23 protein-coding genes are annotated in these 24,451 nt (G+C 40.9%); 10 read left to right on the top strand and 13 right to left on the bottom strand.

Translation table 11 applies throughout. The features are described 5' to 3' along the window. Positions 1-349: 349 nt before the first annotated feature. The 4 genes from F885_RS05440 to F885_RS05455 form a co-directional block, all read right to left on the bottom strand. On the bottom strand, positions 350-907 hold the full coding sequence (locus F885_RS05440) for a peptidylprolyl isomerase (protein WP_005201825.1): 558 nt from the start codon (positions 905-907) through the stop codon (positions 350-352). 134 nt (positions 908-1,041) lie between these two features. Beyond that, positions 1,042-2,112: an alpha/beta hydrolase gene (locus F885_RS05445; protein WP_212749840.1), complete on the bottom strand. Its 1,071-nt coding sequence runs from the start codon at positions 2,110-2,112 to the stop codon at positions 1,042-1,044. A gap of 360 nt (positions 2,113-2,472) precedes the next feature. Beyond that, entirely contained in the window at positions 2,473-2,712 is a 240-nt protein-coding gene (locus tag F885_RS05450) for a hypothetical protein (RefSeq protein ID WP_005201819.1), read from the bottom strand. A gap of 388 nt (positions 2,713-3,100) precedes the next feature. After that, positions 3,101-3,955: an MBL fold metallo-hydrolase gene (locus F885_RS05455; protein WP_005320096.1), complete on the bottom strand. Its 855-nt coding sequence runs from the start codon at positions 3,953-3,955 to the stop codon at positions 3,101-3,103. Positions 3,956-4,062: 107 nt separating this feature from the next. Here F885_RS05455 and F885_RS05460 point away from each other — a divergent pair, with 107 nt between their 5' ends. The 3 genes from F885_RS05460 (at position 4,063) to dnaK (ending at position 7,756) form a co-directional block, all read left to right on the top strand. Then, entirely contained in the window at positions 4,063-4,956 is an 894-nt protein-coding gene (locus F885_RS05460) for a LysR family transcriptional regulator (protein ID WP_004803265.1), read from the top strand. A gap of 159 nt (positions 4,957-5,115) precedes the next feature. Next, positions 5,116-5,661, top strand: a complete 546-nt coding sequence (gene grpE, locus F885_RS05465; protein WP_004803267.1) for a nucleotide exchange factor GrpE — start codon at positions 5,116-5,118, stop codon at positions 5,659-5,661. 151 nt (positions 5,662-5,812) lie between these two features. Further along, positions 5,813-7,756, top strand: a complete 1,944-nt coding sequence (dnaK, locus tag F885_RS05470; protein WP_004803271.1) for a molecular chaperone DnaK — start codon at positions 5,813-5,815, stop codon at positions 7,754-7,756. A gap of 125 nt (positions 7,757-7,881) precedes the next feature. Here the strand turns inward: dnaK and F885_RS05475 are convergent, their stop codons facing one another. Beyond that, a complete protein-coding gene (locus tag F885_RS05475; protein ID WP_005320092.1) occupies positions 7,882-8,766 on the bottom strand; it encodes an MBL fold metallo-hydrolase in 885 nt (294 codons plus the stop codon). A 201-nt stretch (positions 8,767-8,967) separates the two neighbouring features. Here F885_RS05475 and F885_RS05480 point away from each other — a divergent pair, with 201 nt between their 5' ends. The 5 genes from F885_RS05480 to F885_RS05500 all read left to right on the top strand — a co-directional run bounded on the left by F885_RS05480 (position 8,968) and on the right by F885_RS05500 (position 13,369). Then, complete coding sequence (locus tag F885_RS05480) at positions 8,968-9,384, top strand: hypothetical protein (protein ID WP_005320090.1); 417 nt, start codon at positions 8,968-8,970, stop codon at positions 9,382-9,384. Beyond that, positions 9,381-10,289, top strand: a complete 909-nt coding sequence (locus tag F885_RS05485; RefSeq protein WP_005320087.1) for a matrixin family metalloprotease — start codon at positions 9,381-9,383, stop codon at positions 10,287-10,289. Before F885_RS05480 ends, F885_RS05485 begins: the two co-directional genes overlap by 4 nt. A gap of 381 nt (positions 10,290-10,670) precedes the next feature. After that, positions 10,671-11,582 carry a matrixin family metalloprotease gene (locus F885_RS05490; protein ID WP_005320085.1) on the top strand — a complete coding sequence of 304 codons (912 nt, stop codon included), beginning with the start codon at positions 10,671-10,673 and terminating at the stop codon, positions 11,580-11,582. A 385-nt stretch (positions 11,583-11,967) separates the two neighbouring features. Next, positions 11,968-12,876 carry a matrixin family metalloprotease gene (locus F885_RS05495; protein WP_005320081.1) on the top strand — a complete coding sequence of 303 codons (909 nt, stop codon included), beginning with the start codon at positions 11,968-11,970 and terminating at the stop codon, positions 12,874-12,876. Between the two features lie 109 nt (positions 12,877-12,985). Then, a complete protein-coding gene (locus F885_RS05500; RefSeq protein WP_171068218.1) occupies positions 12,986-13,369 on the top strand; it encodes a hypothetical protein in 384 nt (127 codons plus the stop codon). A gap of 51 nt (positions 13,370-13,420) precedes the next feature. Here F885_RS05500 and F885_RS05505 read toward each other — a convergent pair whose 3' ends face one another. The 4 genes from F885_RS05505 to F885_RS05520 form a co-directional block, all read right to left on the bottom strand. Further along, positions 13,421-14,719, bottom strand: coding sequence for a lytic murein transglycosylase (locus F885_RS05505; RefSeq protein WP_005201802.1), 1,299 nt, complete (start codon positions 14,717-14,719; stop codon positions 13,421-13,423). 602 nt (positions 14,720-15,321) lie between these two features. Continuing rightward, positions 15,322-16,443, bottom strand: a complete 1,122-nt coding sequence (locus F885_RS05510; protein WP_005320075.1) for a 5-(carboxyamino)imidazole ribonucleotide synthase — start codon at positions 16,441-16,443, stop codon at positions 15,322-15,324. 11 nt (positions 16,444-16,454) lie between these two features. Next, positions 16,455-16,967 carry a 5-(carboxyamino)imidazole ribonucleotide mutase gene (purE, locus tag F885_RS05515; RefSeq protein WP_004803286.1) on the bottom strand — a complete coding sequence of 171 codons (513 nt, stop codon included), beginning with the start codon at positions 16,965-16,967 and terminating at the stop codon, positions 16,455-16,457. A 136-nt stretch (positions 16,968-17,103) separates the two neighbouring features. Further along, entirely contained in the window at positions 17,104-17,457 is a 354-nt protein-coding gene (locus F885_RS05520; protein WP_005186310.1) for a DMT family protein, read from the bottom strand. Between the two features lie 222 nt (positions 17,458-17,679). Between F885_RS05520 and mpl the strand changes: the two genes are divergently transcribed. Next, on the top strand, positions 17,680-19,041 hold the full coding sequence (mpl, locus tag F885_RS05525) for a UDP-N-acetylmuramate:L-alanyl-gamma-D-glutamyl-meso-diaminopimelate ligase (protein WP_005186309.1): 1,362 nt from the start codon (positions 17,680-17,682) through the stop codon (positions 19,039-19,041). 532 nt (positions 19,042-19,573) lie between these two features. Here the strand turns inward: mpl and F885_RS05530 are convergent. Genes F885_RS05530 through F885_RS05545 form a run of 4 tightly spaced genes read right to left on the bottom strand, consistent with a single transcriptional unit; the run spans position 19,574 to position 23,396 of the window. Continuing rightward, a complete protein-coding gene (locus F885_RS05530; RefSeq protein ID WP_005320070.1) occupies positions 19,574-20,317 on the bottom strand; it encodes an SDR family oxidoreductase in 744 nt (247 codons plus the stop codon). Between the two features lie 16 nt (positions 20,318-20,333). Continuing rightward, the gene (locus F885_RS05535; RefSeq protein ID WP_005320067.1) at positions 20,334-21,032 is read right to left on the bottom strand and encodes a histidine phosphatase family protein; all 699 of its coding nucleotides are present in this window, start codon (positions 21,030-21,032) and stop codon (positions 20,334-20,336) included. Continuing rightward, positions 21,029-22,150, bottom strand: a complete 1,122-nt coding sequence (locus tag F885_RS05540) for a phosphotransferase family protein (protein ID WP_005320064.1) — start codon at positions 22,148-22,150, stop codon at positions 21,029-21,031. The genes F885_RS05535 and F885_RS05540 overlap by 4 nt, the downstream gene beginning before the upstream one ends. Positions 22,151-22,166: 16 nt before the next feature. Then, positions 22,167-23,396, bottom strand: a complete 1,230-nt coding sequence (locus F885_RS05545) for an acyl-CoA dehydrogenase family protein (protein WP_171068217.1) — start codon at positions 23,394-23,396, stop codon at positions 22,167-22,169. Positions 23,397-23,500: 104 nt separating this feature from the next. Here F885_RS05545 and F885_RS05550 point away from each other — a divergent pair, with 104 nt between their 5' ends. Then, entirely contained in the window at positions 23,501-24,418 is a 918-nt protein-coding gene (locus F885_RS05550; protein ID WP_005320059.1) for a LysR family transcriptional regulator, read from the top strand. Positions 24,419-24,451: the final 33 nt, after the last annotated feature.

Genomic DNA, 24,451 nt, shown 5'->3' with positions numbered 1-24,451 from the left:
TCGAGAAATTTTTACCATTCAATCAATGAAATATTTTCGATTGATCAACCAGTAAAAATCCACACAAGTTGTTCTTCTATTCTCTTAATGATCTTTTTACCACCTCGTCAGCGGTAAATTAACGCAATAAATATTTAACAACTTAACCAGTAAAGCTAAGTTATTTTTGCTTCATCGCGTCGGGATGAGTGCATTATAGGAGATTTTTTTTAGTGTGCAAGTCTTTTTAAACCCTTGTTTTATCAAGTGTTCTTTTTTTACACACAAACATGTTCAACAAAACAGCATAATTCTCGTAAGCATATAAAATTAAAGCAGAAATATTCTATACATATTTCTGCTTTGTTTTTTACTTACTGTTCTTTATCTGTACGCTGATAATTTTAATGGGTTGTTTCGGTACATTTTGATGCATCCCGTAGTTTGCCGTTGGTACATTTACGATCTTATCGACAATATCCATACCTTTAGTTACTTTACCAAATACGGCGTAACCTGCATCCATAGGTGACTTATTTAAGAAGTTATTATCTGCGACATTAATAAAGAATTGGCTGCTTGCAGAGTTCGGGTTACTGGTACGTGCCATGGCTAAAGTACCGCGTGTATTCTTCAAACCATTTCCCGACTCATTCACGATTGGTGCTTTGGTTGTCTTCTCAATCATATTGGCATCCAAACCACCACCCTGCACCATAAAGCCAGGAATCACGCGATGGAAGATCGTGCCTGTATAGAAGTTGCTTTTTACATAGCTTTCAAAGTTTTTTGCCGACACAGGTGCTTTATCATCAAAAAGTTCAATTTCGATGTTGCCCATACTGGTTTTCATATCAACCATGGTATTTGCAAATAAATGGCTGCTTGCCAAAATTAAACCTGTTGTCATGAACAACTTTTTCATCATTGCTTTTCTCGGCTTGATCATTGATTTGTTGTGAACGCTCATCTTAGTTTTGCTGATTCTATTTTGCTATTTCTATTTGTTATCTTTAAAACAAAAAAACCGATGTTTCACGTGAAACATCGGCTCGGACTTTATTAACTATGTTTATCCCAAAATTTTCTAAAGTTTTTGGCAACTTCGATGGTATTGCGTTTGGCCTTGCTTGAGATAGGCGTGAGGTTAATAAAGCCATGAGTCTGATCTGGGTAATCAACATATTGGACTTTAACCCCATTTTGTCTGAGCTTATGGCTATAGATTGCACCCTCATCATGAAGTAGGTCATGACCCGCCGTAATCACATAAGCAGGTGCCAACTTTCTAAGACTGCCATAGGTTGGTGAGATCAACGGATCATCTAATGCAACATCATGCTGTGTTGCATAATAGTCAGTCACATAATCCACATCTTTACTGGTCAGCACCAGACCTTCTCCATAGGCATAGAACGAAGGATGGCGGCTTTTGAAGTCAACCACGGGATAAATCAATAATTGTGCTTGTGGTGCATAGGCTTTACCAACGGAGTGCTGTGCAACCACAGTACTAATATTGCCCCCTGCACTATCACCTGCAACCGCAATACGATTCTTATAGATTTTCAATTGACGGCGATTTTGATATACCCATGCCAGTGCATCTTCACATGATTTGATCAACAGTTGTGGTGATGCTTCTGGTGCAAGTGGATAATCAATACTTAAGACCTGTACTTTTGCATATTTGGCAATCAGACGACAAGCTTCGTCATGCGTATCCAGACCACCCACCACAAAACCACCACCGTGATAGAACACAATGATCGGCAATTTCTTATTCGGTGCAGGATGGTAATGTCTGGCAAAGACCGTACCACTTTGCAAAGGGAGACGAATATCCTCAACCGATTCAATCGATGTTGGTTTATTAATAATTGCCAACATTTGCGCATCAAACTGACGGCGGGATTCAATTGGATCATCCCCAATAAAACCAATGCGCCCTTGTTTAATTTGGACAGCCATCAAACATTTAGTAAAAGAATCTAAATCTGGATATTGGTGTGGATAAGCGAGAAGCTTAGCGAGAGACTCTTGTACGATTTTGGGGAGCTTATCTAGCGCTCGTGCAGCAGGGCCTTGCCCTTTGTCTAAAATTGTTTGAATTTTTTGAGGTAATGCTGTCACTTCTGTCCCCTTCTTCGCTCTGTCCATAATTCTTGTTGTCTTCGACTATATGCTTTTCTAAAGTCTTAGATCAAGTTCAAGATTTGAAAAATATGTCGTACGCTAAAGGGCTACTATCAAAAAGTCATTATCCATAGTGCTTATTCACAGCTATTTTTTATGTCAATTAAATGCTGTTTTAACATGAGATTGTTAAAACGATAAAACTAGAACGAATGAATTCGTTCTAGTTTATAGCACTCTAAAAGTGTCAGTTTTATGAATTAAGTTAACTTCGCGCAATGTATAGCAGTACATTAGTAAGATTGCATGCGGCATCGTGTGTTTAATCTCATGCGAAGCTAACTTCATTCTAAAAAATTATTGAGCTGTCGTACCTGCTGAACCAGAAACTGAGCCAGATACATCAGCAGAAGCACCACCAGATTGAACATCAACAGATGAACCACCTTGTACGCCAACACCACCTTGTACGCCTGCTGGGCTTGCACCAGTTGTTTGAGCTGAGCCAGACGCGTCTAAACCACCTTGAGTTGAGCAACCTACAGCTGTTAATGCAACACCGGCTACAACCGCAGAAATCAATGCTAACTTTTTCATTTCGTATTTCCTTTCATTATGACAAAAAGCAAAGTTGTCTTTGCGATGCCTATGATTCACAATTTTTTTCTCGGACGTGATGCGGATTAGTTGCAGTTTGTTATGTAAGCCGCTCTATTTTGCAATTTTTCTTAAATCAACTCTTTTCATGTTTCACATATTAAAAAAAACATTCAAAATCGCTAAAGCATTAGAGTTAAAGTAATTTCACGGTTTTTAGTTTTATTTTTTCAGTGAAAAAGCGATTATCTTATTTTTTTATAATTCATAGAAAGACTGCACAATCTGCTTAAAAGATTACAATTACGTAATTTTGATTAAAAATAAATGTAGCAGCCATAAAAAACCGTGACTTCTGATCACGGTTTTTCCATTTATTTAGCTGGATTTAAGGCCATTGCATCTCGCCTTTCACCACTTTGGCGCCCAACTCTAAACTGCTTGACTCGCCTAAAGTTGGGTACTGTTTTTGCATAATTCCAATTAATTCAGCTGAATTTTTGCTGGCTTTTACCGCTTTCTCATATTGCTTTAAATAATCAATTGAGAAATTCACCGCATCAAGACCTTCCGCTGCGCCTACTTTCATATGTGCAGGCACCACCACTTGTGGATTTAAGGCTTTGATACTCTCTAAAGTCTGTACCACTTCTGCACGATCTTTGGCTGTTGGGGTATCCGCAGTCCACAGATGAATACCTGATGATACTGGAATACCACCGACAACTGCTTTGGCACTCGGAATCCATAAATAAGTCAGTTCTTTCTTACCTTTGATTTCGATATTTTCATTTTCTAATTTTAAGGTTTTAGCCGTATATACTTGCGGAACAATAATCTTGCTCGGTGCATTGGCGCCCATTTTTGGTCCCCAATACTGTACTTTCAGCGCTTGTGTATCCTGAATATGCTTCACCGTTTCAGGAGTCGCAATCACCTGCACGTTCGGGAAATATTGCTTAAACACATCTAAACCAAAATAGAAGTCTGGATCACCATAGCTGACAAAAATGGTTTTTAAGGTTTTACCGCTGTCTAAGATATCGGCCGCAATACGCAATGCTTCCGATTTAGAAAATTGCGCATTCACCAATAACACTTCTTTATCACCTTCAATCAAGGTTGAAGTCACACCGAAGTGCTCAGGTTGAGCCAAAAAGTTTTGGATTTTTAAATCTTGTGCGAAAGCAGCAGATGTTGCTGCCAAAGTTGATAAAGCAATAATATAAGGTTTGGTATTCATCTTATCGTCTCCAATCTGATAAGAGACACTTTAAATTGCAATTATTGCTGAATAAACACTCTAAACTAAGATAAAATGTTGCATATCTTGCAACAATGATAATAACGATGGACACATTAAAAGCCATTCAAGTCTTTGTTTGTATTGCGCATCAAGGCAATCTGAGCAAAGCTGCTGAACATCTCGATTATTCTAAAGCGATGGTCTCCCGTTACTTAGACCATCTCGAACAAACTTTTTCGACACGTCTGTTTCAACGCAATACCCGTAAAGTTTCACTCACCCCTGCGGGTGAGAAAGCGCTGGTCTACTGCGAAAATATTTTACAACAGCAACAACTATTAGAAGGCTTAGCCGCGCCAGAACAGCACAGTGGCACCATCCGTTTTACCTGCGGCTTATTTTTATTTCAGCTTGGTGTGAATGAATGTATTAAGCAATTTAAAAAACGCTATCCACAGATTCATTTTGATGTGTATCTCACAGAGAATACTGTTGACTTAATAGATGCTCATGTGGATCTTGCTTTGAGGATTACTCAGAAAGTCGCAGAAGGACTGATTGCCCGCCCAGTCTGTCAAATTGAATCCACCTTTTGCGCACACCCACATTACTTACAAGACCACACTCCCCTGTTACATCCCAGTCAACTCATTCAACATGAATGTATAGCCCATCACACACATAACCAATACTGGACCTTATTTGATACAGATCAGCAACCGCAGAACTACCCTTTAAATGTTACGTTTAAAAGCAATGATGTGATTGCGCTTTATCAGATGTGTCTTAAAGCCCAAGGGATTGCGATGCTGCCAACGTTGCTGGTGCGTAAAGATATTGCTCAACAACGTTTGCAACAGGTGTTTACCGATTTTTCGGCACCCGATCTCACCTTATCTTTGGTTTATGCATCCAGACAACATTTACCGAAAATCACCCAAGAATTTATTGCTTTTGTGATTGAAAACTTAAATTTTTACTTAAATCAGCAAAATTAAAAGATTTAAATCGACCTGAACGCTTGAATTTTGTCGCGTTGCCCATACTTCATCCCTATCTATGAATGACCAAGATGTGGCAGTTCGGGTTTAACCCTATGAGCATTAACGCCAGAAGGACTGTACATGTTTAAGAATTTTTTTCAACGGAGATCATCAATGGCTAATGAGCACAATGAGCAAGCTCAAGACATTCAAAATGAGCAACAAACTGAACAAACTCAAGCTGAAGGTGTAGAGCAAGCAAACGAGCTTAGCGTTGAAGATTTACAAGCTCAAATCACCAAACTCGAAGAAAGCTTAAAACTCGAAAAAGCACGTACAGCCAATGCTGTTTATGAAGCACAAAAGAGTGTTGAACGTATTCAACGTGAGTCTGAAAAGCATAAAGAGACTGTGCTGGAAAAATTTGCGAAAGAATTATTGGATTCTGTCGATAACCTAGAACGTGCAATTCAAGCTGCGGGTGAAGAAGAAACACCTGTACTTGAAGGGATTAAACTTACTTTGAAATCACTACTCACCACGCTTGAGAAGTTTGGCGTAGTCGAAGCAGATACCCAAAATGGTTTCAATGCGGATTTACACCAAGCCGTAGGTATCGACCCGAATGCCAAAGCCAATCAAATTGGTACTGTTTTACAGAAAGGCTATACCTTAAATGGTCGTTTACTTCGCCCAGCGATGGTGATGGTGGGTCAATAATCTACGTGAGCAAAGCGTTTATTTGCTCAAAAGCGTACGAATCTGAGAGTTTTTTGATTTTTTTTCATAAAAATGCTTGAAAAATACCAATTGACTCTCATATCGAATAACAAGCAAAACATTGCAACAAAATTTTAGAGGAACACAAACAATGGCAAAAATTATTGGTATTGACTTAGGTACTACCAACTCATGTGTTGCTGTACTTGAAGGCGATAAAGTAAAAGTAATCGAAAACGCAGAAGGTACGCGTACAACTCCATCGATCATTGCATATAAAGATGGCGAGATCCTTGTGGGTCAAAGCGCGAAACGCCAAGCGGTAACTAACCCGAAAAATACATTATTCGCAATCAAGCGTTTAATCGGTCGTCGCTACGAAGATCAAGCGGTACAAAAAGATATCGGTCTTGTGCCTTACAAAATCATCAAAGCAGACAATGGCGATGCTTGGGTTGAAGTAAACGATAAAAAATTAGCACCTCAACAAATCTCTGCTGAAATCTTGAAAAAGATGAAGAAAACTGCAGAAGACTATTTAGGTGAAACCGTTACTGAAGCAGTGATTACTGTTCCTGCTTACTTTAACGATGCACAACGTCAAGCAACTAAAGATGCAGGTAAAATTGCAGGTCTTGATGTTAAACGTATCATCAACGAACCAACTGCTGCGGCACTTGCGTTCGGTATGGATAAAAAAGAAGGCGATCGTAAAATCGCGGTTTACGACTTAGGTGGTGGTACATTTGACGTATCAATCATTGAAATCGCTGACCTTGATGGCGACCAACAAATCGAAGTGTTATCAACAAATGGTGATACTTTCCTTGGTGGTGAAGACTTTGATAACGCATTAATTGAATTCTTGGTTGAAGAATTCAAGAAAGAACAAAGTGTGAACTTGAAAAATGATCCACTTGCGTTACAACGTTTGAAAGAAGCTGCTGAAAAAGCAAAAATCGAGCTTTCTTCTTCGAATGCAACTGAAATCAACCTTCCATACATCACTGCTGATGCGACTGGTCCTAAACACTTAGTGATCAACGTAACACGTGCAAAACTTGAAGGTTTGGTTGCTGACTTAGTTGCTCGTACGATTGAGCCTTGCCGTATTGCACTTAAAGATGCGGGTCTTTCGACGTCTGACATCTCTGACGTGATCTTGGTAGGCGGTCAGTCTCGTATGCCACTTGTACAACAAAAAGTACAAGAATTCTTCGGTAAAGAGCCACGTAAAGACGTGAACCCGGACGAAGCGGTTGCGATTGGTGCTGCGATTCAAGGTGCGGTATTGTCTGGTGACAAAACTGACGTACTTTTATTAGACGTAACACCGTTAACACTTGGTATCGAAACCATGGGTGGCGTATTAACAGCGATTATTGAGAAAAACACGACGATTCCTGCGAAGAAATCTCAAGTATTCTCGACTGCTGCTGATAACCAACCTGCTGTAGACATTTCAGTGTTCCAAGGCGAACGTAAAATGGCTCAACAAAACAAATTGTTGGGTAACTTCCAGTTAGGCGATATCCCACCTGCTCCACGTGGTGTACCGCAAATTGAAGTATCGTTCGACATCAATGCTGACGGTATCTTGAAAGTATCGGCTAAAGATAAGAGCACGGGTAAAGAGCAATCGATCCAGATTAAAGCAAACTCAGGTTTGTCTGATGCTGAAATCGAAGCAATGATCAAAGATGCTGAAGCGAATGCTGAAGAAGATCGTAAGTTTGAAGAGTTAGCGAAAGCACGTAACGAAGCAGATGCGCTCGTTTCTAGCTCGACGAAAGCAGTAAAAGATCTTGGTGACAAAGTTACTGAAGATGAAAAAACTGCGATCACAACTGCGGTTTCTGAGCTTGAAGCAGCAACTAAAGAAAATGATGTTGAAGACATCAAAGCGAAAACTGAAGCTTTACAAAACATCTTGATGCCAATCACTCAACGTGCTTATGAACAAGCACAAGGTGCTGGCGGCGCAGAAGGTTTTGATCCAAATGCATTCCAAGGTGGTGATGCGGGTCAACAACAAAAAGCGGACGATGGCGTTGTAGATGCTGAATTCACAGAAGTAAAAGATGACAAAAAATAATTTGTCTCTTTAAAAAAACCGCGCGCAAGCGCGGTTTTTTTTTGCATTAAATTTTTATAATGCAGCATGGAGCCCCTTGTTGGGCTACGAACAATGAATTAAAACCAATGTATAGAAAGTGGCGATTAGGTTGATTTAGATTGCTCAAAATACAGCTCACCCAAAATCGGCATAAACAAAGGTATTACACCACAGGCTTTTATTTCTTCAATAAACTCAGGAATATTCACCCCTGGCAACAACTGAGGAACGTCATCAATCGGCGTCACCATGCTATCCCAATGACATGGAATAATGTATTTCGGTTTCAGTAGTCGCACCACATCTTTGACATAATTCGGGCGATATTTACGCCCAATCGCACACAGACACACGATATCAGCTTGTTTGCCCTGCAACTCTTGTTCAATAAAATCGGCGGAATCAATGTGAACAACGCGCAGTTGTCCTGTATCAATCCACCAATTCAAGACCAAACCATGTCGCAACTGATGAAACTTCGGTGGATATGCTGGCGGTGCAGTCATATCTCCTGGCAATGGAACACGACCAAATAAAGCCTTACCATGGATTGAAGGTAAACCAATCACTTGCCACAAACCACAGTGAATCACCTCCCTTCCCTGTGTAGCTTGCATCTGTTGCTCAGGCAAACCTGCTGAGCGTCCATACATCACACTGGCTTGTGAACCAATCAAGCGAGCGCCTGTTTGTTTACATACTTCTGCAGCATCCAAAATATGGTCATAATGTGCATGGCCAATCAGTACCTCATCCGCTTCAGGGATATAGTGTTTGACCAATGCTGGATCGCTAGATAAAGGTTGAGTAAAGGTCTGCCAAAGACTTGGACGGCTAATAAAAGGATCAAGCACTAAGGTTCGATTATTATCAGACAGAATAAACCCTGCAGTCCCCAAATATTTAATTTTTAGATTTTCTACCTTTGCTGGTGCGGGCGAAGCCACCGCCCATGCAGCCTCAGGCGCTTTAAGTAAATATTTCAGCATGCATATTCCTTTGCATTTTATTTTAATTGTCAGAATGAATTGTCTCATCCACCATATAACCCGTGTATGAGTTAACCCCACATAAAATACTAAACCTAAACCTTAAGCAAATCGAGTTTAATACAATAATATTGGCTTGATACACATGAAATTATTTTCGGTATAATCCCAAGTATTAAAAAAATGATACCTAGATTAAAGATGAAAACAGATCCTATCATTAGCAAAACTAGATTTAGAATAATTCTTATATTTTCACTGCTTAGTTTTCTCATAAGCTCAATATTTGATGCTTACAATGAAACATCCATTGCAATAAGCGAACTCGTATCAAGAGATCCTCAGAACTGGGAACTTGTCATCTCAGGCATACTTATGCTTGGTTTTGTTATTGTATTCATCGGCTTACTTTTATTTAAACAATGGGCAAGAAAGCTTTACGTCTATAGTTTTTTCCCACTGTTACTTATTTATCTTTTACCAAGCTATTCTTCGACATTCATATCTGGTTTTGGCGCCATTTTTTATGAGCTAGGTAATATCTTCACCACCCTCATATGGGGATTTTTAGTGGTGCCAAGCCTATATCAACCTCTATTTTCCAAAAATAACGAATGAAATTTTTCCTCCTTCTTGCATTGGTACTCTTTTTACTTTGGTCAGGCTATCAAACCCGCCAACACCCTCAGCTTAAATTTAACTCGCTGACAGACCGTATCGCCAGTCCACTGGATACACGCTTACGCTATCGTATTGCCGAAGTTGACCCTCGTTTTAAACTCAGTATCGAGCAAGTCAAAACCATTAGCCAACAAGCGACACAAATTTGGAAAGATGGTACTGGGCAAGATTATTTTGTTTACGATCCTCATGCGCAGCTCGCGATTCACCTGATTTATGATGAGCGTCAAATGGAAAGCGAACAACGCCGAGTACACCTCAGCCAACTTGAATCGAATCAACAACACTGGGTAGAAAAAAAGCGGCAGCTTGATCAGATTGAACAGGAAATCCTGCGTAGTAAGCAGCTTCTCGACTTAAAACAGCAACAACTGAATCAGCAAATACAGCACTATAATCAAGAACAACAAAATGCACGACAACATCCCACTTCTTTTACCAACCCAGAATATTTTCAGCAACGGCAGCGGGATTTAGAGCAGAATGTGCAAACATTGCAACAAGAAATTGCTCAATATAATCAGAGAATCATGCAGTTAAATCAGCAAGTTGATGAACTCAATGCTTTAGACCAGCAGCTCAATGCCTCAGTCAGCCAATATAAGCAACGCTTTAAGCCCCATTTATTTCATAAGGGCTTATTTAATGGCAAACAAATATTAATTTACGAGTTTGAATCAACAGATGACTTACGTTTAACCATCGCACATGAGTTCGGCCATGCATTGGGGCTACAACATGCTGATGATCCACAAGCACTCATGCACCCCATTATGAAAGATCAAGATACTGCACATTTCCGTTTGACCCAAGCAGACCTCTCTCTTTTATTAGCAAGATAGTCCCAACACATTGTTATGATCTGATCTCTCTAAAAAACGACTCAAATTGGATGGACTATAAATGTCACAATCCAGCAATTTTTAACTAAAAAGTAAAAAACTTTTCAACTTTGCAGAAATTTTACAAAAGTTAACAATTGGCCATTTTTTCGCTCTCTGCTCGAGGATTTTTTGCCATTATCAATTTAATCCGTTGATATTTTTTAACTTACGATCAAAAAACAAACATGTTCTTCATTTTTTTATTGTGTAAATCACTCGATTCAATTTTTTATTTATTAGAACAAAATCACATTTTTTAGTTTTATTTATTAAATACATAGCATTTTGACGCCCACAAAATAATGATGAAAAATAAGTTTTATTTGGGGGGATTTCAGCATGCGAGTTCATTATCTAGCATTCTTTATTGCTTGTTTGAGTGTGAGCCTACCTCAGTTCAGCAGCGCTCAAGCAAATATCAATCATACGGATGGACATCAGCACCAAGCCACAAAAAAAATAGTGCATTATCGTATTGCCGACATTGATCCACGCTTTAATTTAAGTCAACAACAAGTCCTCGAACTCACCCAGCAAGCCGCTAAGCTTTGGGAACAAGAAACAGGACAACAAAACTTTATTTATGATCCACAAGCTGAATTCAGCATTAATTTAATCTTTGATGAACGTCAACAACGCAGCACGGATCGTTTACAAGGCCTAGATCAACTGAAGCAACAACAACAACAGTGGGAAAATCAAAATCTACAATTACAGCAAGTCAAAGAGGAAATTCAAAGAACGACTGCTTTAATCGCCAGTAAACAGGCACAACTCAACCTCCAATTCCAGCAATACAATACTGAGGTTTTGCGTTTCAACCAAACCCGTTCTACTTCTAAAGATTTAGCTCAACAATTTTCACAAAGGCAGAAGACTTTAGAACAACAGTCTTTAGTGTTGCAACGTGAAGTTCAAGAACATAATCAACGTACACAGCAGCTCAATCAACGCATTCAAAATCTAAATCAAACCAATCAACAACTGGTTGCCTCGGCAAGCCAATTTAATCAGGTCTTTCAACCACATTTATTCCATAAAGGACACTTCAACGGTAAACAAATTCTGATCTATGAATTTTCTTCTACCAACGATCTGCGCTTGACTTTAGCACATGAATTTGGTCATGCACTCGGTTTAGAGCATACCAATGATCCACGCTCACTGATGTACCCTGTAATTCAAAAACAAAACTTCCAGCAATTTGCACTCACTGATTCTGATAAGGATTTGGTAAAAGCCATTTATTGATAGCAACAGCAGGTTTTTCTTTACAAGAATTAACATTGACTAGACTCTAAGTATAGTTTTTGTACAAATAAATAAATATTTTATGTGAAATAGAATGTATTTTTTTAAGATGTAAAAAATATTTTTGCAGCTTACTTTGATCATCTATTAAAGATTTAATGCATTAAAAATAAAAAATAAACAGTTGTTCTCGCATTGGTTTTAGATCATTTAATAAACAAATCCTGTTTTTTTTGCACGATTTTTTACCAATATGTCTACAAATGTATTTTTATTCATTTTCCAGAAATATCGTTAAAACTCATAAATTGAACGATCTTCCATCAATTTGACTACTGATTTTTTTTTACTAAAATGTGACCTCTTTCAAGCTTTATCTCCTATTATGCGTCTTTTATCTCTCCTTATGGCTGCATGTTTTACCTTGCTAGCCCCAGTCTCGACTTTTGCTAAAATTAGCTCGACTGCTCCAGCACAGTCGCAAGTTCGCTATAACACAGAACAACCTTTACGTTATCGTATTGCTGAACTTGACCCGCGTTTGAACATCGATCAACAACAAATGATCGACTTAAGTAAACAAGCTGCTGCAATTTGGGAAAAGAACACGGGGCAAAAATATTTTGTGTATGATCCTGACGCAGATTTTGTGATTAATCTGGTTTTTGACCAACGCCAAATTCGTAGCATGAAACGTGCTGAAAGTTTGAGTCAACTTGAGCAGGAACAACAGAATTGGTTGAATAGAAATGAGAAATTGCAGAGAAGCAATGCTGATTTAGCAGAAAGCAATGCTCAACTTGAACTGCAAAAGAAAGCCTACGAAAATCAGGCTCAACAATATCAGCAAGGCTTAGCGCAATATAAGGCAGACAGCAGTAATAAAGCATTGTTCACTGCACTGCAAAAACAGCAACAACAGTTGCAGCAACAAGCCCAGAAATTGCAGGCAAAAATTACTGAATACAATCATAAAGTCCAGCAAAGTCAGGAAAAGGCTGAAAAATCGAAACAAGTCCATCAACAGTTAAGTGCTTCTGTAAATGAGTTTAATGAGACTTTTAAGCCTGAAGTGCTACACAAAGGTCAATTTGATGGAAAACAGATTTTTATTTATGAATTTTCATCAACTGATGACTTACGTTTGACCTTAGCACACGAATTTGGTCATGCTTTGGGTCTAAAGCATACCCGTGATCCAAGATCTTTGATGTATCCACGAATTAAAGATCAGGATGCAAAAGATTTTCAACTGACTGAGACTGATCTAAAGCTATTAGGTTTAGCGGATTAATCGAACATCATAGGTAGATATAAGATGATCTGCTAAGCAATAACAAGAATGGGTCGATTGTTTTGATTTATTCATGTTATTGTGATGATAAAACATCATCTTAGCCTTAATGGAGATCAGCATGAGTTATTATCATATCTTAATTGAAGTGAACGACCACATCAGTACGATTGAACAGACTCGTGATATCGAACTCTTGAATATTCAAGATATTAGCCCTTATCTCCATGCCATCTTAATTCCCTATTTCAATTTGCAAGAGTTAGAGCTTGAAGATGAAAATCTTGCTTATGATGAAGTATTGCATCTTGAAATCAAACAAACGCTATTGCCCATCGAGCACTTGATTGAAGAAGAACAAAAACAATTACCAAGTGATACTGATGTCACTATCACAGCTTATGAAATCTTTAATGATCGTGATTTAAGCCAAGATGTCACAGCGGTAATTTTTGATATTTTAGAAGCCGTTAAATTAGATGCTGCACCTTAATTAAAAAAGGTCTGCCCATGGGCAGACCTTTTTTAATTATCGAGTTCAAATTTATTTCATCATTTGCTTGGCCTGTTCCTGACGGAACGCACGTAAAATCTGCTGCCCTGCACGTCCAGTCTGGTTTAAACCGAGACGGCTCTGTTCTTGGCGAATGGCCTGACGACTTTTATCGCCAATCAACCCATCGACTGCACCAATATCATAGCCACGCTGCACTAAAAACTGTTGAATTTCACGACGTTCTGCACGGGATGTCCCTGCATCATCGGTTGGCCAAGCGGTTAAAAATGGCGTGCCACCACGTAAACGATCAGATAAATGCGCAATGGCTAAACCATAGCTTTCAGCCGCGTTATAGCTATAAATTGCATCAAAGTTTTTAAATACCAGGAATAATGGACCATTGGCACCCGCTGGTGAAATCAGTCCCGCTGGCGTACTGCCCGATAAATTGCCTTGAATCAATGCAGTGCCATCCGCACGGGTGACCCCTTGCGCAATCCAGCTGTTCAGTGCTTTCTTATTACGACGGCTTTCACCAGAAATTGACATGCCTTGCGGGATTTTAACTTCAAAGCCCCATGGCATACCAGTTTGCCACCCTGCTCGTTTTAGGAAATTAGCGGTTGAAGCTAAGGCATCGGTGGTACTTGAAACCAAATCACGACGACCATCGCCATCGAAATCTACGGCTAAGCGCTCATACGTTGATGGCATAAACTGAGTATGACCAAATGCACCAGCCCATGAACCATAAAGTTGGTCTTGAGTTAAATCACCACGTTGTAAAATACGCATAGTGGCAAAAAACTCGCCACGGAAATAACTTTGACGGCGACCTTCACAGCTCAAAGTACCCAATGCCTGTAATAAAGGATATTTACCCGAAATATCACCATAGTTACTTTCGACGCCCCATACGGCTACAACGGTTTCAGCAGGTACACCATAGGCCTGCTCAACTCGGTTCAAAACGGCACGATGTTGAGTAAGTTTTTGCTGCCCTGCTTGTACACGCTCGTTATCCACAAGGCCAGACAAATAATCCCAGATCGGTGTCGAAAATTCAGGCTGATAATTTAATTTATCAATCACGGAATAATCAGGCGTTAAATTTTGCGTATAGCGATCATAGGTTGCGCCTGATACACCCGATGCGATTGCCTGCGAACGCAAATTGGCAATACAGCCCTGAAAATTAGAATTTGGCGTATAATTACTGCTGGCAACAGTCGCTGTTGTGGCGGGTGTCGAAACTGTTGCACCGTTAATCACAAGCTCGGCATGCGCCTGATTGAAAAAAGTAAATAAGGCAGTGCCTAGAAAAAAAGAAAAATGACGTTTCATGACTAAACCAAAACTTTTGAATTTAAATTTCCTCTCCACCTTAACACGCTATATGAAGATGTATAGTTTGGAAACGTAACTTTGAATTCATTTCTTGGTTTTAAAATTTAAAACACTACTTTTAAATTCATAATTCAGGCTTTATTTTAAATTTAAAAGTTATCAACAAGTCCAATTTAAATTCAAAAATACAATACTGGATAACTCAATACTTTTAAATTTAAAAAACTTATCCACTTTTAAATTCATTTCTTCGAGTTAAACGACAAGTGATTGATTCAAAAAGAACGCCAAGAAAACAATAAACTTTTATTTTTTATATCCTTAATATAGAGAAAATAGATATCCACATCCCATCATTTAAATTTAAAAACCTATTATCGCCTTATTTTTAAATTTAAAATGGGATCTCTATTTTGAATTTAAAATGCAAAATAACTTATCCACTTTCATTTAAATTCAAATAAACGACGCAACTTTAAATTCAAAATACCGGAAACAACTTATCCACAGCACCCTAATGTTTATTTTTTTAAATTTAAAAGTATTCTAGAATTAAAAAAGCGATCCAAAGATCGCTTTTTTAGGCATTGTGGATAAGTTTAGATGCTCATATCATCGGTTAATGCCAATGGAACAGGTAATATTTTCGCCAATTGGCGGCATAAATCGGTTAAATCATCTGAATGATTTGGCATTAAAGTAATATGTCCCAACTTACGGCCAGTACGCTCAGACTTATTATAGAGGTGTAAATGTGCGCCATTCAGTGCCAAAACATCTTCTGACTTGGGATGCTGACCAATAATATTGATCATCACACTTGGGCGAATCACTTCAGTTGCACCCAATGGTAAGCCTGCAACGGCACGGATATGGTTTTCAAATTGCGAGCAAATCGCACCTTCAATCGACCAATGACCTGAGTTATGCACACGACACGCCATTTCATTGGCGCATAAACCTTGTTCCGTCACAAATAGTTCAAGGGTGAGAACACCCACATAATCTAAGTGCTTCAGTAAACGGGTAATATAGTCTTGCGCAACAGGCTGTAAATCAGCGCTATTAGGTGCAGGTATGATTGAGTGCGACAAGATGCCATTATGATGGTGATTCTCAGCCAAAGCCCAAGTTTTTACATCACCATTTTGTCCACGTACCGCAATAATCGATACTTCGCGGCTAAATTTGACAAAACTTTCTGCAACCAAGCTTTTTGCAGGACCTAATTCAGCCCAAGCGGTCTCAATTTGATCTTCAGTGCGTAAAACGAATTGACCTTTACCATCATAACCACCCGTTACCGTTTTCAATACGATGGGTAATCCAAGATCCGATACCGCTTGTTTTAAGCTCTCTAAGCTGTCCACAGCGCGATACGGCGCAACAGGAATGCTCAACTCATCAAACAAACGTTTTTCAGCCAAACGATTTTGTGCAGTTGCCAAAGCAAGGCGAGGAGGGTGCAGGGTTTTGCTTTGTGTCAAAACATCCACATCTGCAACAGGTGTATTTTCGAATTCAAGACTAAATACATCCGCGCTTTCAATAAAATCCTGTAATCCCTGTGCCGCTTGGCTCGAAAAGACTGGACCCAAAATCGCAGCAGGGCAATCTGTTTCTGCTTCAAAGAAGGTGCATTGAATATTCAGTGGTAACGCTGCTTGTGCCATCATCCGGCCTAGCTGCCCACCACCAAAAATACCGATGGTTTTATTCATGTTCAGCCCCGTTACACTTGACCAGGAATGTTATTATTCGACACTTTTTCGGTTTGTGCAGTACGGAAGCCAGTCACATTTTTAGCGATGTCTGGACGAGTTAAACCTAAAATCTGTGCCGCCAGAATTGCAGCATTCGTCGCACCAGCCTGACCAATTGCCAAAGTACCTACGGCGATACCTGCTGGCATTTGTACAATCGAAAGCAATGAATCAACGCCATTCAAAATCGATGATTTCACCGGTACACCCAATACAGGTAAATCAGTTTTAGCAGCACACATACCTGGTAAGTGTGCAGCACCACCGGCACCTGCAATAATTACCTGAATACCACGTTCACGAGCTGTTTCAGCATATTCAAATAAACGATCTGGCGTACGATGCGCAGAAACCACTTCAGCTTCAAAAGGAACACCCAACTGTTTGAGCATGTTAGCGGTATGTTCAAGTGTTGCCCAATCTGATTGAGAACCCATGATAATTCCGACTAAAGGTTGGCTATCTGTTGCGACCGCATTCATTGGCTTTTCCAAAACATGATAAAAATAGACAAGTATCTCGACTTACGCCAAGCACAAGGGAATAAATTGGCAGATATTATAGCGGTTTTTTCAGGCATCCCCAACAAAAGAACACGTTAACTGATACCTCGAAAAATTAGCTTTGATTTCTAAAAACAAAGTAGACGCAACCCATTAAACATAGCATCGCCCAGATGTAATCGAGTTTGAAGGGTTGTTTAAACACAAAAATCATAAAGGGCACAAACACCATTAAGGTCACCACTTCCTGAGTAATTTTCATTTCACCCAGACTCCAGCCATGCTGGTTGAGCAACTTGGTGGCAGGAATCATAAAACTGTATTCCAGTAAGGCAATACACCAGCTAAATAAGATCGCCTGCCAAATGGGCGCATCATGCAGAATTTTCAGATGCCCATACCACGCCAAGGTCATAAAACAGTTGGAAATAATCAACAAACATAACGCTAAAAGAGTAGGGCTCAACATAATGTGCTTTTATCCAGATAAAGGTTGAACAGCAGAGGTGAAATGCTTGTAAAAACGCTGAAATTTTAGCATTCATCCGTGCAATTAGAACTAAACAACAACAACGAATTTTGACTATCTTTTCCATGCAAGCCTTGCTATCGTTGCGTTTGATTTTTATTGATAACGACAATCATACACACGATATCAGTGCTGTATGAAAAGCAGTGGAGAAGGCGCGTTATGCATCTGCATATTTTGGGTATTTGTGGCACATTTATGGGGTCTTTGGCTCTACTCGCACGAGATTTAGGACATAAAGTCACAGGTTCAGATGCCAATGTTTATCCACCAATGTCGACTCAACTTGAAAATGCAGGTATTGAATTGATGCAGGGCTATGACCGTAGCCACTTGCAACCGCATCCTGATCTTGTGATTGTCGGCAATGCCATGAAACGTGGTATTGATGCGATTGAATACATGCTGAATGAAGGTCTGCCTTATATTTCTGGCCCACAATTCTTGGCCGATCATGTGCTCCAAGGCAAACATGTGCTTGGTGTCGCAGGTACACATGGTAAAACCACCACCACCACTATGCTGGCTTGGGTGCTTGATCAAGCAGGTTTAAATCCAGGTTTCTTGATCGGTGGCGTACCGCTTGGTTTTAGTGAAAGTGCACGTTTAGGTGGTGGCAAATATTTCTGTGTAGAAGCAGATGAATATGATTCTGCTTTCTTCGATAAACGTTCTAAGTTTGTTCACTATCACCCTAAAACAGCAATTTTAAATAACCTTGAATTTGACCACGCCGACATTTTTGATGATCTTGCTGCGATTCAAAAACAGTTTCACCATTTAGTCCGTACCATTCCAAGTGAAGGTCGCATTATTGCGCCAATCACTGAAACCAATATTGATGAAGTCTTGGAACAGGGTTGCTGGACGCCTGTGCTTCGTACCAGTCTAGAGCCAAATGACCAAGCCGCGTTATCTGCTGAGTTGATCAGCGCCGATGGCAGTCACTTTAAAGTACTTGAACACGGCAAAGTGATTGGTGAAGTGAAATGGAACATGACAGGGCAACACAGTGTTGCCAATGCTTTAGCAACCATTGCTGCTGCACAACACGTTGGTGTCAGCCTTGAACAAGCCTGTGAAGCTTTATCTAACTTCGGTGGTGTTAAGCGTCGTATGGAGCTGTTAGGCACGGTTCGTGGCATCGAAGTCTATGATGACTTTGCCCATCACCCAACTGCGATTGAAACTACACTCGACGGCGCACGTAAACGTCTAGGCGAACGTAAGCTGTGGGCGATCATTGAACCACGTTCTAACACCATGCGTATGGGCAGCCACAAAGATGGTTTGGCACATTCAGCGCGTTTAGCGGATGAAGTGATTTGGTACCAGCCAGAGGGTTTGGATTGGGATTTACAACCTGTGATCTCAGCTTCAGCAAACAAGGCTGAAGTCAGCCGTTCTTTAGATGACATCATTGCCCGTGTGGTGAATGAAGCAGGTGAGGGCGATGCTGTGGTGATCATGTCCAATGGTGGTTTTGGTGGCTTACACCAAAAGTTGATTACAGCTTTATCTTAGTAAATACAGGTATTGCACAGCCTCATTTATTAGGAAAAAACCTATATATACCCTTTGTATACGCATATCTCACTTTTCAGGGATGAAAAGTAAGCAAAAATCCTTTGTTTGGCAGAGGGTACATCCATGTGACCCCTGCCAAACAGGCGGCATCCATGCCGCCGTCACAATAGTAAATATCAGCAAGAAATTAATTTAATCTGAGTTCGACAATAAAGATGATACGCGTAAACGTCATCCACAACCTGAGCTAACCAAAGCGCTTAAAGCTTTGGGCTAGCGCAAGACAAACAAAGTGCGTAGTTTATTGCTCAAGCAGAGCTTTTACCTTGCGGTACGGCAAAGATTATTAATCTTTGCTATTCGTACCTCAGGTTTTGCCTACTTTTCCCGAAAGACTTACGAAGCTTTAAGCGCTTCTCAGGTCGAGCCTGAACGAAGTTGAAATATATTTCAACTGAAGTGCAAGACGTAGTGGCTTAGTCTAAAATTAAAATGAGACCACAGTAAAACTCCGCTATAACCATTTAAATCAACTCAGTTTATTCACAAGTTTCAACGGCAGAATCTTCATTGCAATCCCCATTGGCAACCACGGCCACTGCGGCACATAAGCCTTCACGGGTTCCTTCTCAATCGCTTTCACCAAAGCCTTACTTCCCGTTTTCTCATCCACTTCAAACGGTAATTTCTTGGCACCCTCATTCAACTCGGTACGAATATAACCCGGGAAAATCGTTGAGACTTTAATTGGCGTATTCAACAACTCAGCACGAATTCCTTCCGCCAAATGCGCCACTGCGGCTTTACTGGCTGCATAAGTCGATAAATGCTTGGGTAAACCACGCATCGCACTCATCGAAGAAATCACCACCAAATGCCCTTTATTTTGTGCTCTAAAGATTTCAACCGCGGCTTCACACTGCGCCAGTGCCGAAATAAAATTGGTTTCAGCAGTAGCACGATTCACCTCAAAATGCCCCTTACCAATACGGCGACCATCACCGACGCCTGCATTGACAATAATTCGGTCAATCGTTCCAAATTCTTGCTGAAAAGCATGGAACACCGTAAACACATCATCATAATGGGTCACATCAAGGATTTTAATCTTGACCTGAATCGAAAACTGGCTTTGCAACTGTTGTTGTAAGGCTTCTAAACGCTCTAAACGTCGTGCACACAGTGCAAGATTGTAGCCTTTGGCAGCAAATTCACGCGCCATACCTGCGCCCAAGCCTGAACTTGCCCCTGTAATTAAAATCGTCTTTGCCATGCCTGCCACCTATTTTTTAAATCCATGTTAAAAGTTCAGCATCACGCGCTTTCAAATAATGATGCTCATTGAAACTGAGTAATTGCAAACGACCATCTGTCCAACGCAACGTGGTAATACTGGCATTGGCAATCGACCAATTCAGTGCAAAAATCTGTTTAGCATCCAGACCTAATACCTGACCGACCGCCACCGAAATCACACCGCCAGAACTAAATACCACCGCCTGACGCGGTTGTGTAGCATCAATCTGCTGGCACAAACTGTGCAAAGCACTTTCTATACGCGATTGAAAGCCCAACCAGGTTTCATGATATTCATGGTCATATTGCTCTCCAATCCAGCGATCAATCGCGCCATCAAAGATTTTGGCCAGATAAGCACGTGGATTGGCCATCAATTCAACATCCTGTTTCAGCAATTCAGGTTGATTAAAACGTGGTTCGTATTGTGCAAACACCTGTTGATGATCAAACTCATTCCATACCGATTCAGTTTGAATCGGTGCATCATGAAAACTTTTTGATAAGGCTAATTGTGCCGTCTGCTGATGGCGTTGCATTGAGCCCGCCACAATCAGCGGCGTTTGCTTCAGGGTCTGTTTAAAAAAATCACCTACAACCTGTGCCTGTTGTTCACCTTTGGCTGAAAGCTGGTCATAACTTGCCGCACCAAATGAGGCTTGCCCATGTCGCACCAAATAAATTGTGGTCATCGTTTTAAAATATCCTGTAGTTTTGCGCCATATTCAGTAATCAATGGTTGCGCTTGCGGATGGTTTTGCACAATCAGTTTTAAGGCCCGAATATGTAAGGCATGAATCATGATCCAGAAATCTTTAAAGGCTGGATTATCGGTTTGCTGATGGTAATAACGATAATAAATCTGTTGTGCAATCACTGCTAAACGGAACAAACCAAACACTTCATAAAATGCCCAGTTGGCAGGCTTTAGACCTGTTTTTTCCAGATAATAATCCACTACTTGTTGTCGTGTCAGCATGCCTTTTAAATTGGTGGGTTGGCGGCGGCTGGATTTCATCAAAGCATCATCATCCTCTTGAATCCAATAGGCGAGAGCACTGCCCAAATCCATCAATGGATCACCCAGTGTCGCCATTTCCCAATCCAGTACCCCAATCACTTGCGTCGGTTGTTGTGGATCTAAAATGACATTATCAAAACGCCAGTCATTATGAATCACGCAGGTTTTAGCATCGGCAGGGATATGTTGCAGCAACCATTCACGCACAAAGGCAAAATCAGGTACATTTGGGGTCAGTGCTTTACTGTAACGCGCATCCCAACCCTCAACCTGACGACGGCAATAGCCTTCGCCTTTACCCAGTTTTTCCAGTTCAGTCCCTTGATAAGGTACCTGATGCAGTTCAATCAATTTATCCAGCACATTCAGACACAGTTGCTGTACCTGCGGCTCATCCAGCTGTAATTCTTTGGGTAAATTGGCACGCGGAATAATGCCCTCGATCCGTTTCATGACATAGAAATCACAGCCAATCACACTCTCGTCCTGACACAGTGCAATCATTTCAGGCAGGACAGGGTAGAACGGCGCAAGATGCTTCTGCACATTGTATTCACGCGCCATATCATGCGCTGATTTGGCTTTGGTCCCTTTCGGTGGACGACGTAAAATCAGGTCTGCATTGTTATACTGCAAACGATAGGTCCAATTCGATGCGCCACCTGAATATTGGGTCACTTGTGCCTGTCCTTGCAGATCCACACCTTGTTTTTTTAACCAGCTTTCAACCGCTGCAATATCTAGTTCTTCACCGTGACGAACCTGTCCACCAATATCAATCATTGTCATTGTTGTATTTTCCTTATCAACGAGCATAGCCACGTTTTTTCAGTTCTAATTTGGCAATCATGCCTTTATGGACTTCATCAGGTCCATCGGCCAAACGTAAACTCCGCGCTTGGTTAAAAAAGGCTGTCAGTGGGGTATCGCGTGAAACGCCTTCACCACCATGAATCTGGATCGCCATATCGACCACATGTTGCAATACGCTCGGTGCCACCACTTTAATCGCAGAAATCTCTGTCAGTGCCGCCATATTGCCCAAAGTATCCATCTTATAAGCAGCATATAGCGTTAATAGGCGCGCTTGATCGATCTGCACACGTGCATCTGCGACGCGCTCTAAATTGCCACCCAATTTCAGGATTTCTTTGCCAAAAGCTTTGCGTGACATGCCTCGATCAATCATCAGCTCCAAGGCTTTTTCTGCCGCACCAATACAACGCATACAATGGTGAATCCGCCCTGGTCCTAAACGACCTTGTGCGATTTCAAAACCTTGGCCAGCACCACCAATAAAGCTGCTGACGGGTACACGCACATGGTCAAAACTAACCTGTCCATGCCCATGCGGCGCATCATAATCACCAAACACAGGCAACATCCGTTCAATTGTTACCCCTTGCGTGTCGATCGGCACCAGCACCATCGAATGTTGATGATGACGGTCTTTGCTTGGATCTGGGGTATAAGCCATAAAGATAATCACTTTGGCATTCGGATCACCCAAACCAGATGACCACCATTTACGGCCATTCAAGACAATCTCATCGCCTTCAATCACTGCCGTGGCTTGCATATTGGTGGCATCACTGGATGCCACCGCAGGTTCAGTCATACAGAATACGGAACGGATTTCGCCAGCGAGCAGGGGCTGCAACCATTGTTGTTTTTGCTGGTCACTGCCATAACGCCATAACACTTCCATATTGCCGCTATCCGGCGCGTTACAGTTAAATACTGTGGGGGCAAGTAAGCTCCGTCCTGTCAGCTCCGCAATATGTGCATATTCCTGAACTGATAAGCCTGCACCGAGCTCTGCATCAGGTAAGAACATATTCCATAAGCCCGCCGCTTTTGCCTTATCTTTTAATTGTTGTAATTGTTCAGGCCATTGCCATTGGGTCCAATCACCATCAACATTGCGATGATGCACTTCATCCCAGAACGCTTTTTCAATCGGTTCTATTTCTTGTTGAATAAAGGCTTTAGTTCGTGCAATAAAGTCCTGTGCGCGTTCAGATAATGCAAACATCATCATTTCCCTCAATCTAAATATGGCGAATATTGATTCGCTGCTTTACATCACCATAAGCGAAAATTTAATATGAATGAAATGATTTAATTTTATGCAAAACTATGAATCAGATTCATAACACTAACCCACTGGAAGTGGCGCATTTTCATCGCATCGATATCAATCTGTATCCTCTTTTTATTGCCATTTTTGAGCAAAAAAGCATTTCCAAAGCCGCACAACTGCTCTGTATCAGCCAATCTGCGGTCAGTCATGCCTTACAGCGCTTACGCACACAACTCGGAGATGATCTATTTGTGCGTAGCGGGCAAAAGATGCTGCCCACGCCCTATGCCGAGCAAATTTATCAGCCGATTCAAACAGCATTACTGGCGATTCAACAGATTGCAGTGCCCCAGCAGGACTTTATGCCGAGCATGCTGCAAAGCCTGAAAATCGCCATTCACGATGAAATCGAACCGATTATTTTCCCGCAACTGGTTCATCATTTTGCCCAATTGAATCTGGATATCCAATTTCTGAGTTCCAAGCTGGATCGTAAAAACATGTTGGCAGATCTCTCCGCCCAACAAATTGATTTTGTGATTGATCTGGTGCAACCGCATCAGGATCATTTACAGTTTGAAAACCTGATAGAAGACCATTTTGTGGTCTGTACCCAACAGCAAGACATGGATTTATCACTGTATTTATCTTCACCGCACATTGGGGTATCGTCACGGCGCACAGGCTTATTACTGGAAGATATTTATCTCAATCGGCAGCAACTGTCACGGCAGATTTTTCTGCGTTGCCAACATTATGCAACGGCACTGCAAGTCTTGGCTCAATATCCGAAGGCGATCTTGACCATTCCGCAAAGTATTCTCAAACATCTGCATTATGCGGAGAATCTGAAGATTCATGCACTGCCCATAGAGCTCTCTAAAATCAATATGGGCATGTATTGGCATGAGCAGGTAAAACATAATTCACGCCATCAATTCTTACGCACAGAAATTCTAAAAATCTTTGCTTAAAACAAGCGAGTGTATCTCGTTTCTCGCTTGTTC

The organism is Acinetobacter higginsii, assembly GCF_000369845.1.
Taxonomy (GTDB): domain Bacteria; phylum Pseudomonadota; class Gammaproteobacteria; order Pseudomonadales; family Moraxellaceae; genus Acinetobacter; species Acinetobacter higginsii.
This window is presented reverse-complemented; position numbering and strand designations above follow the sequence as displayed.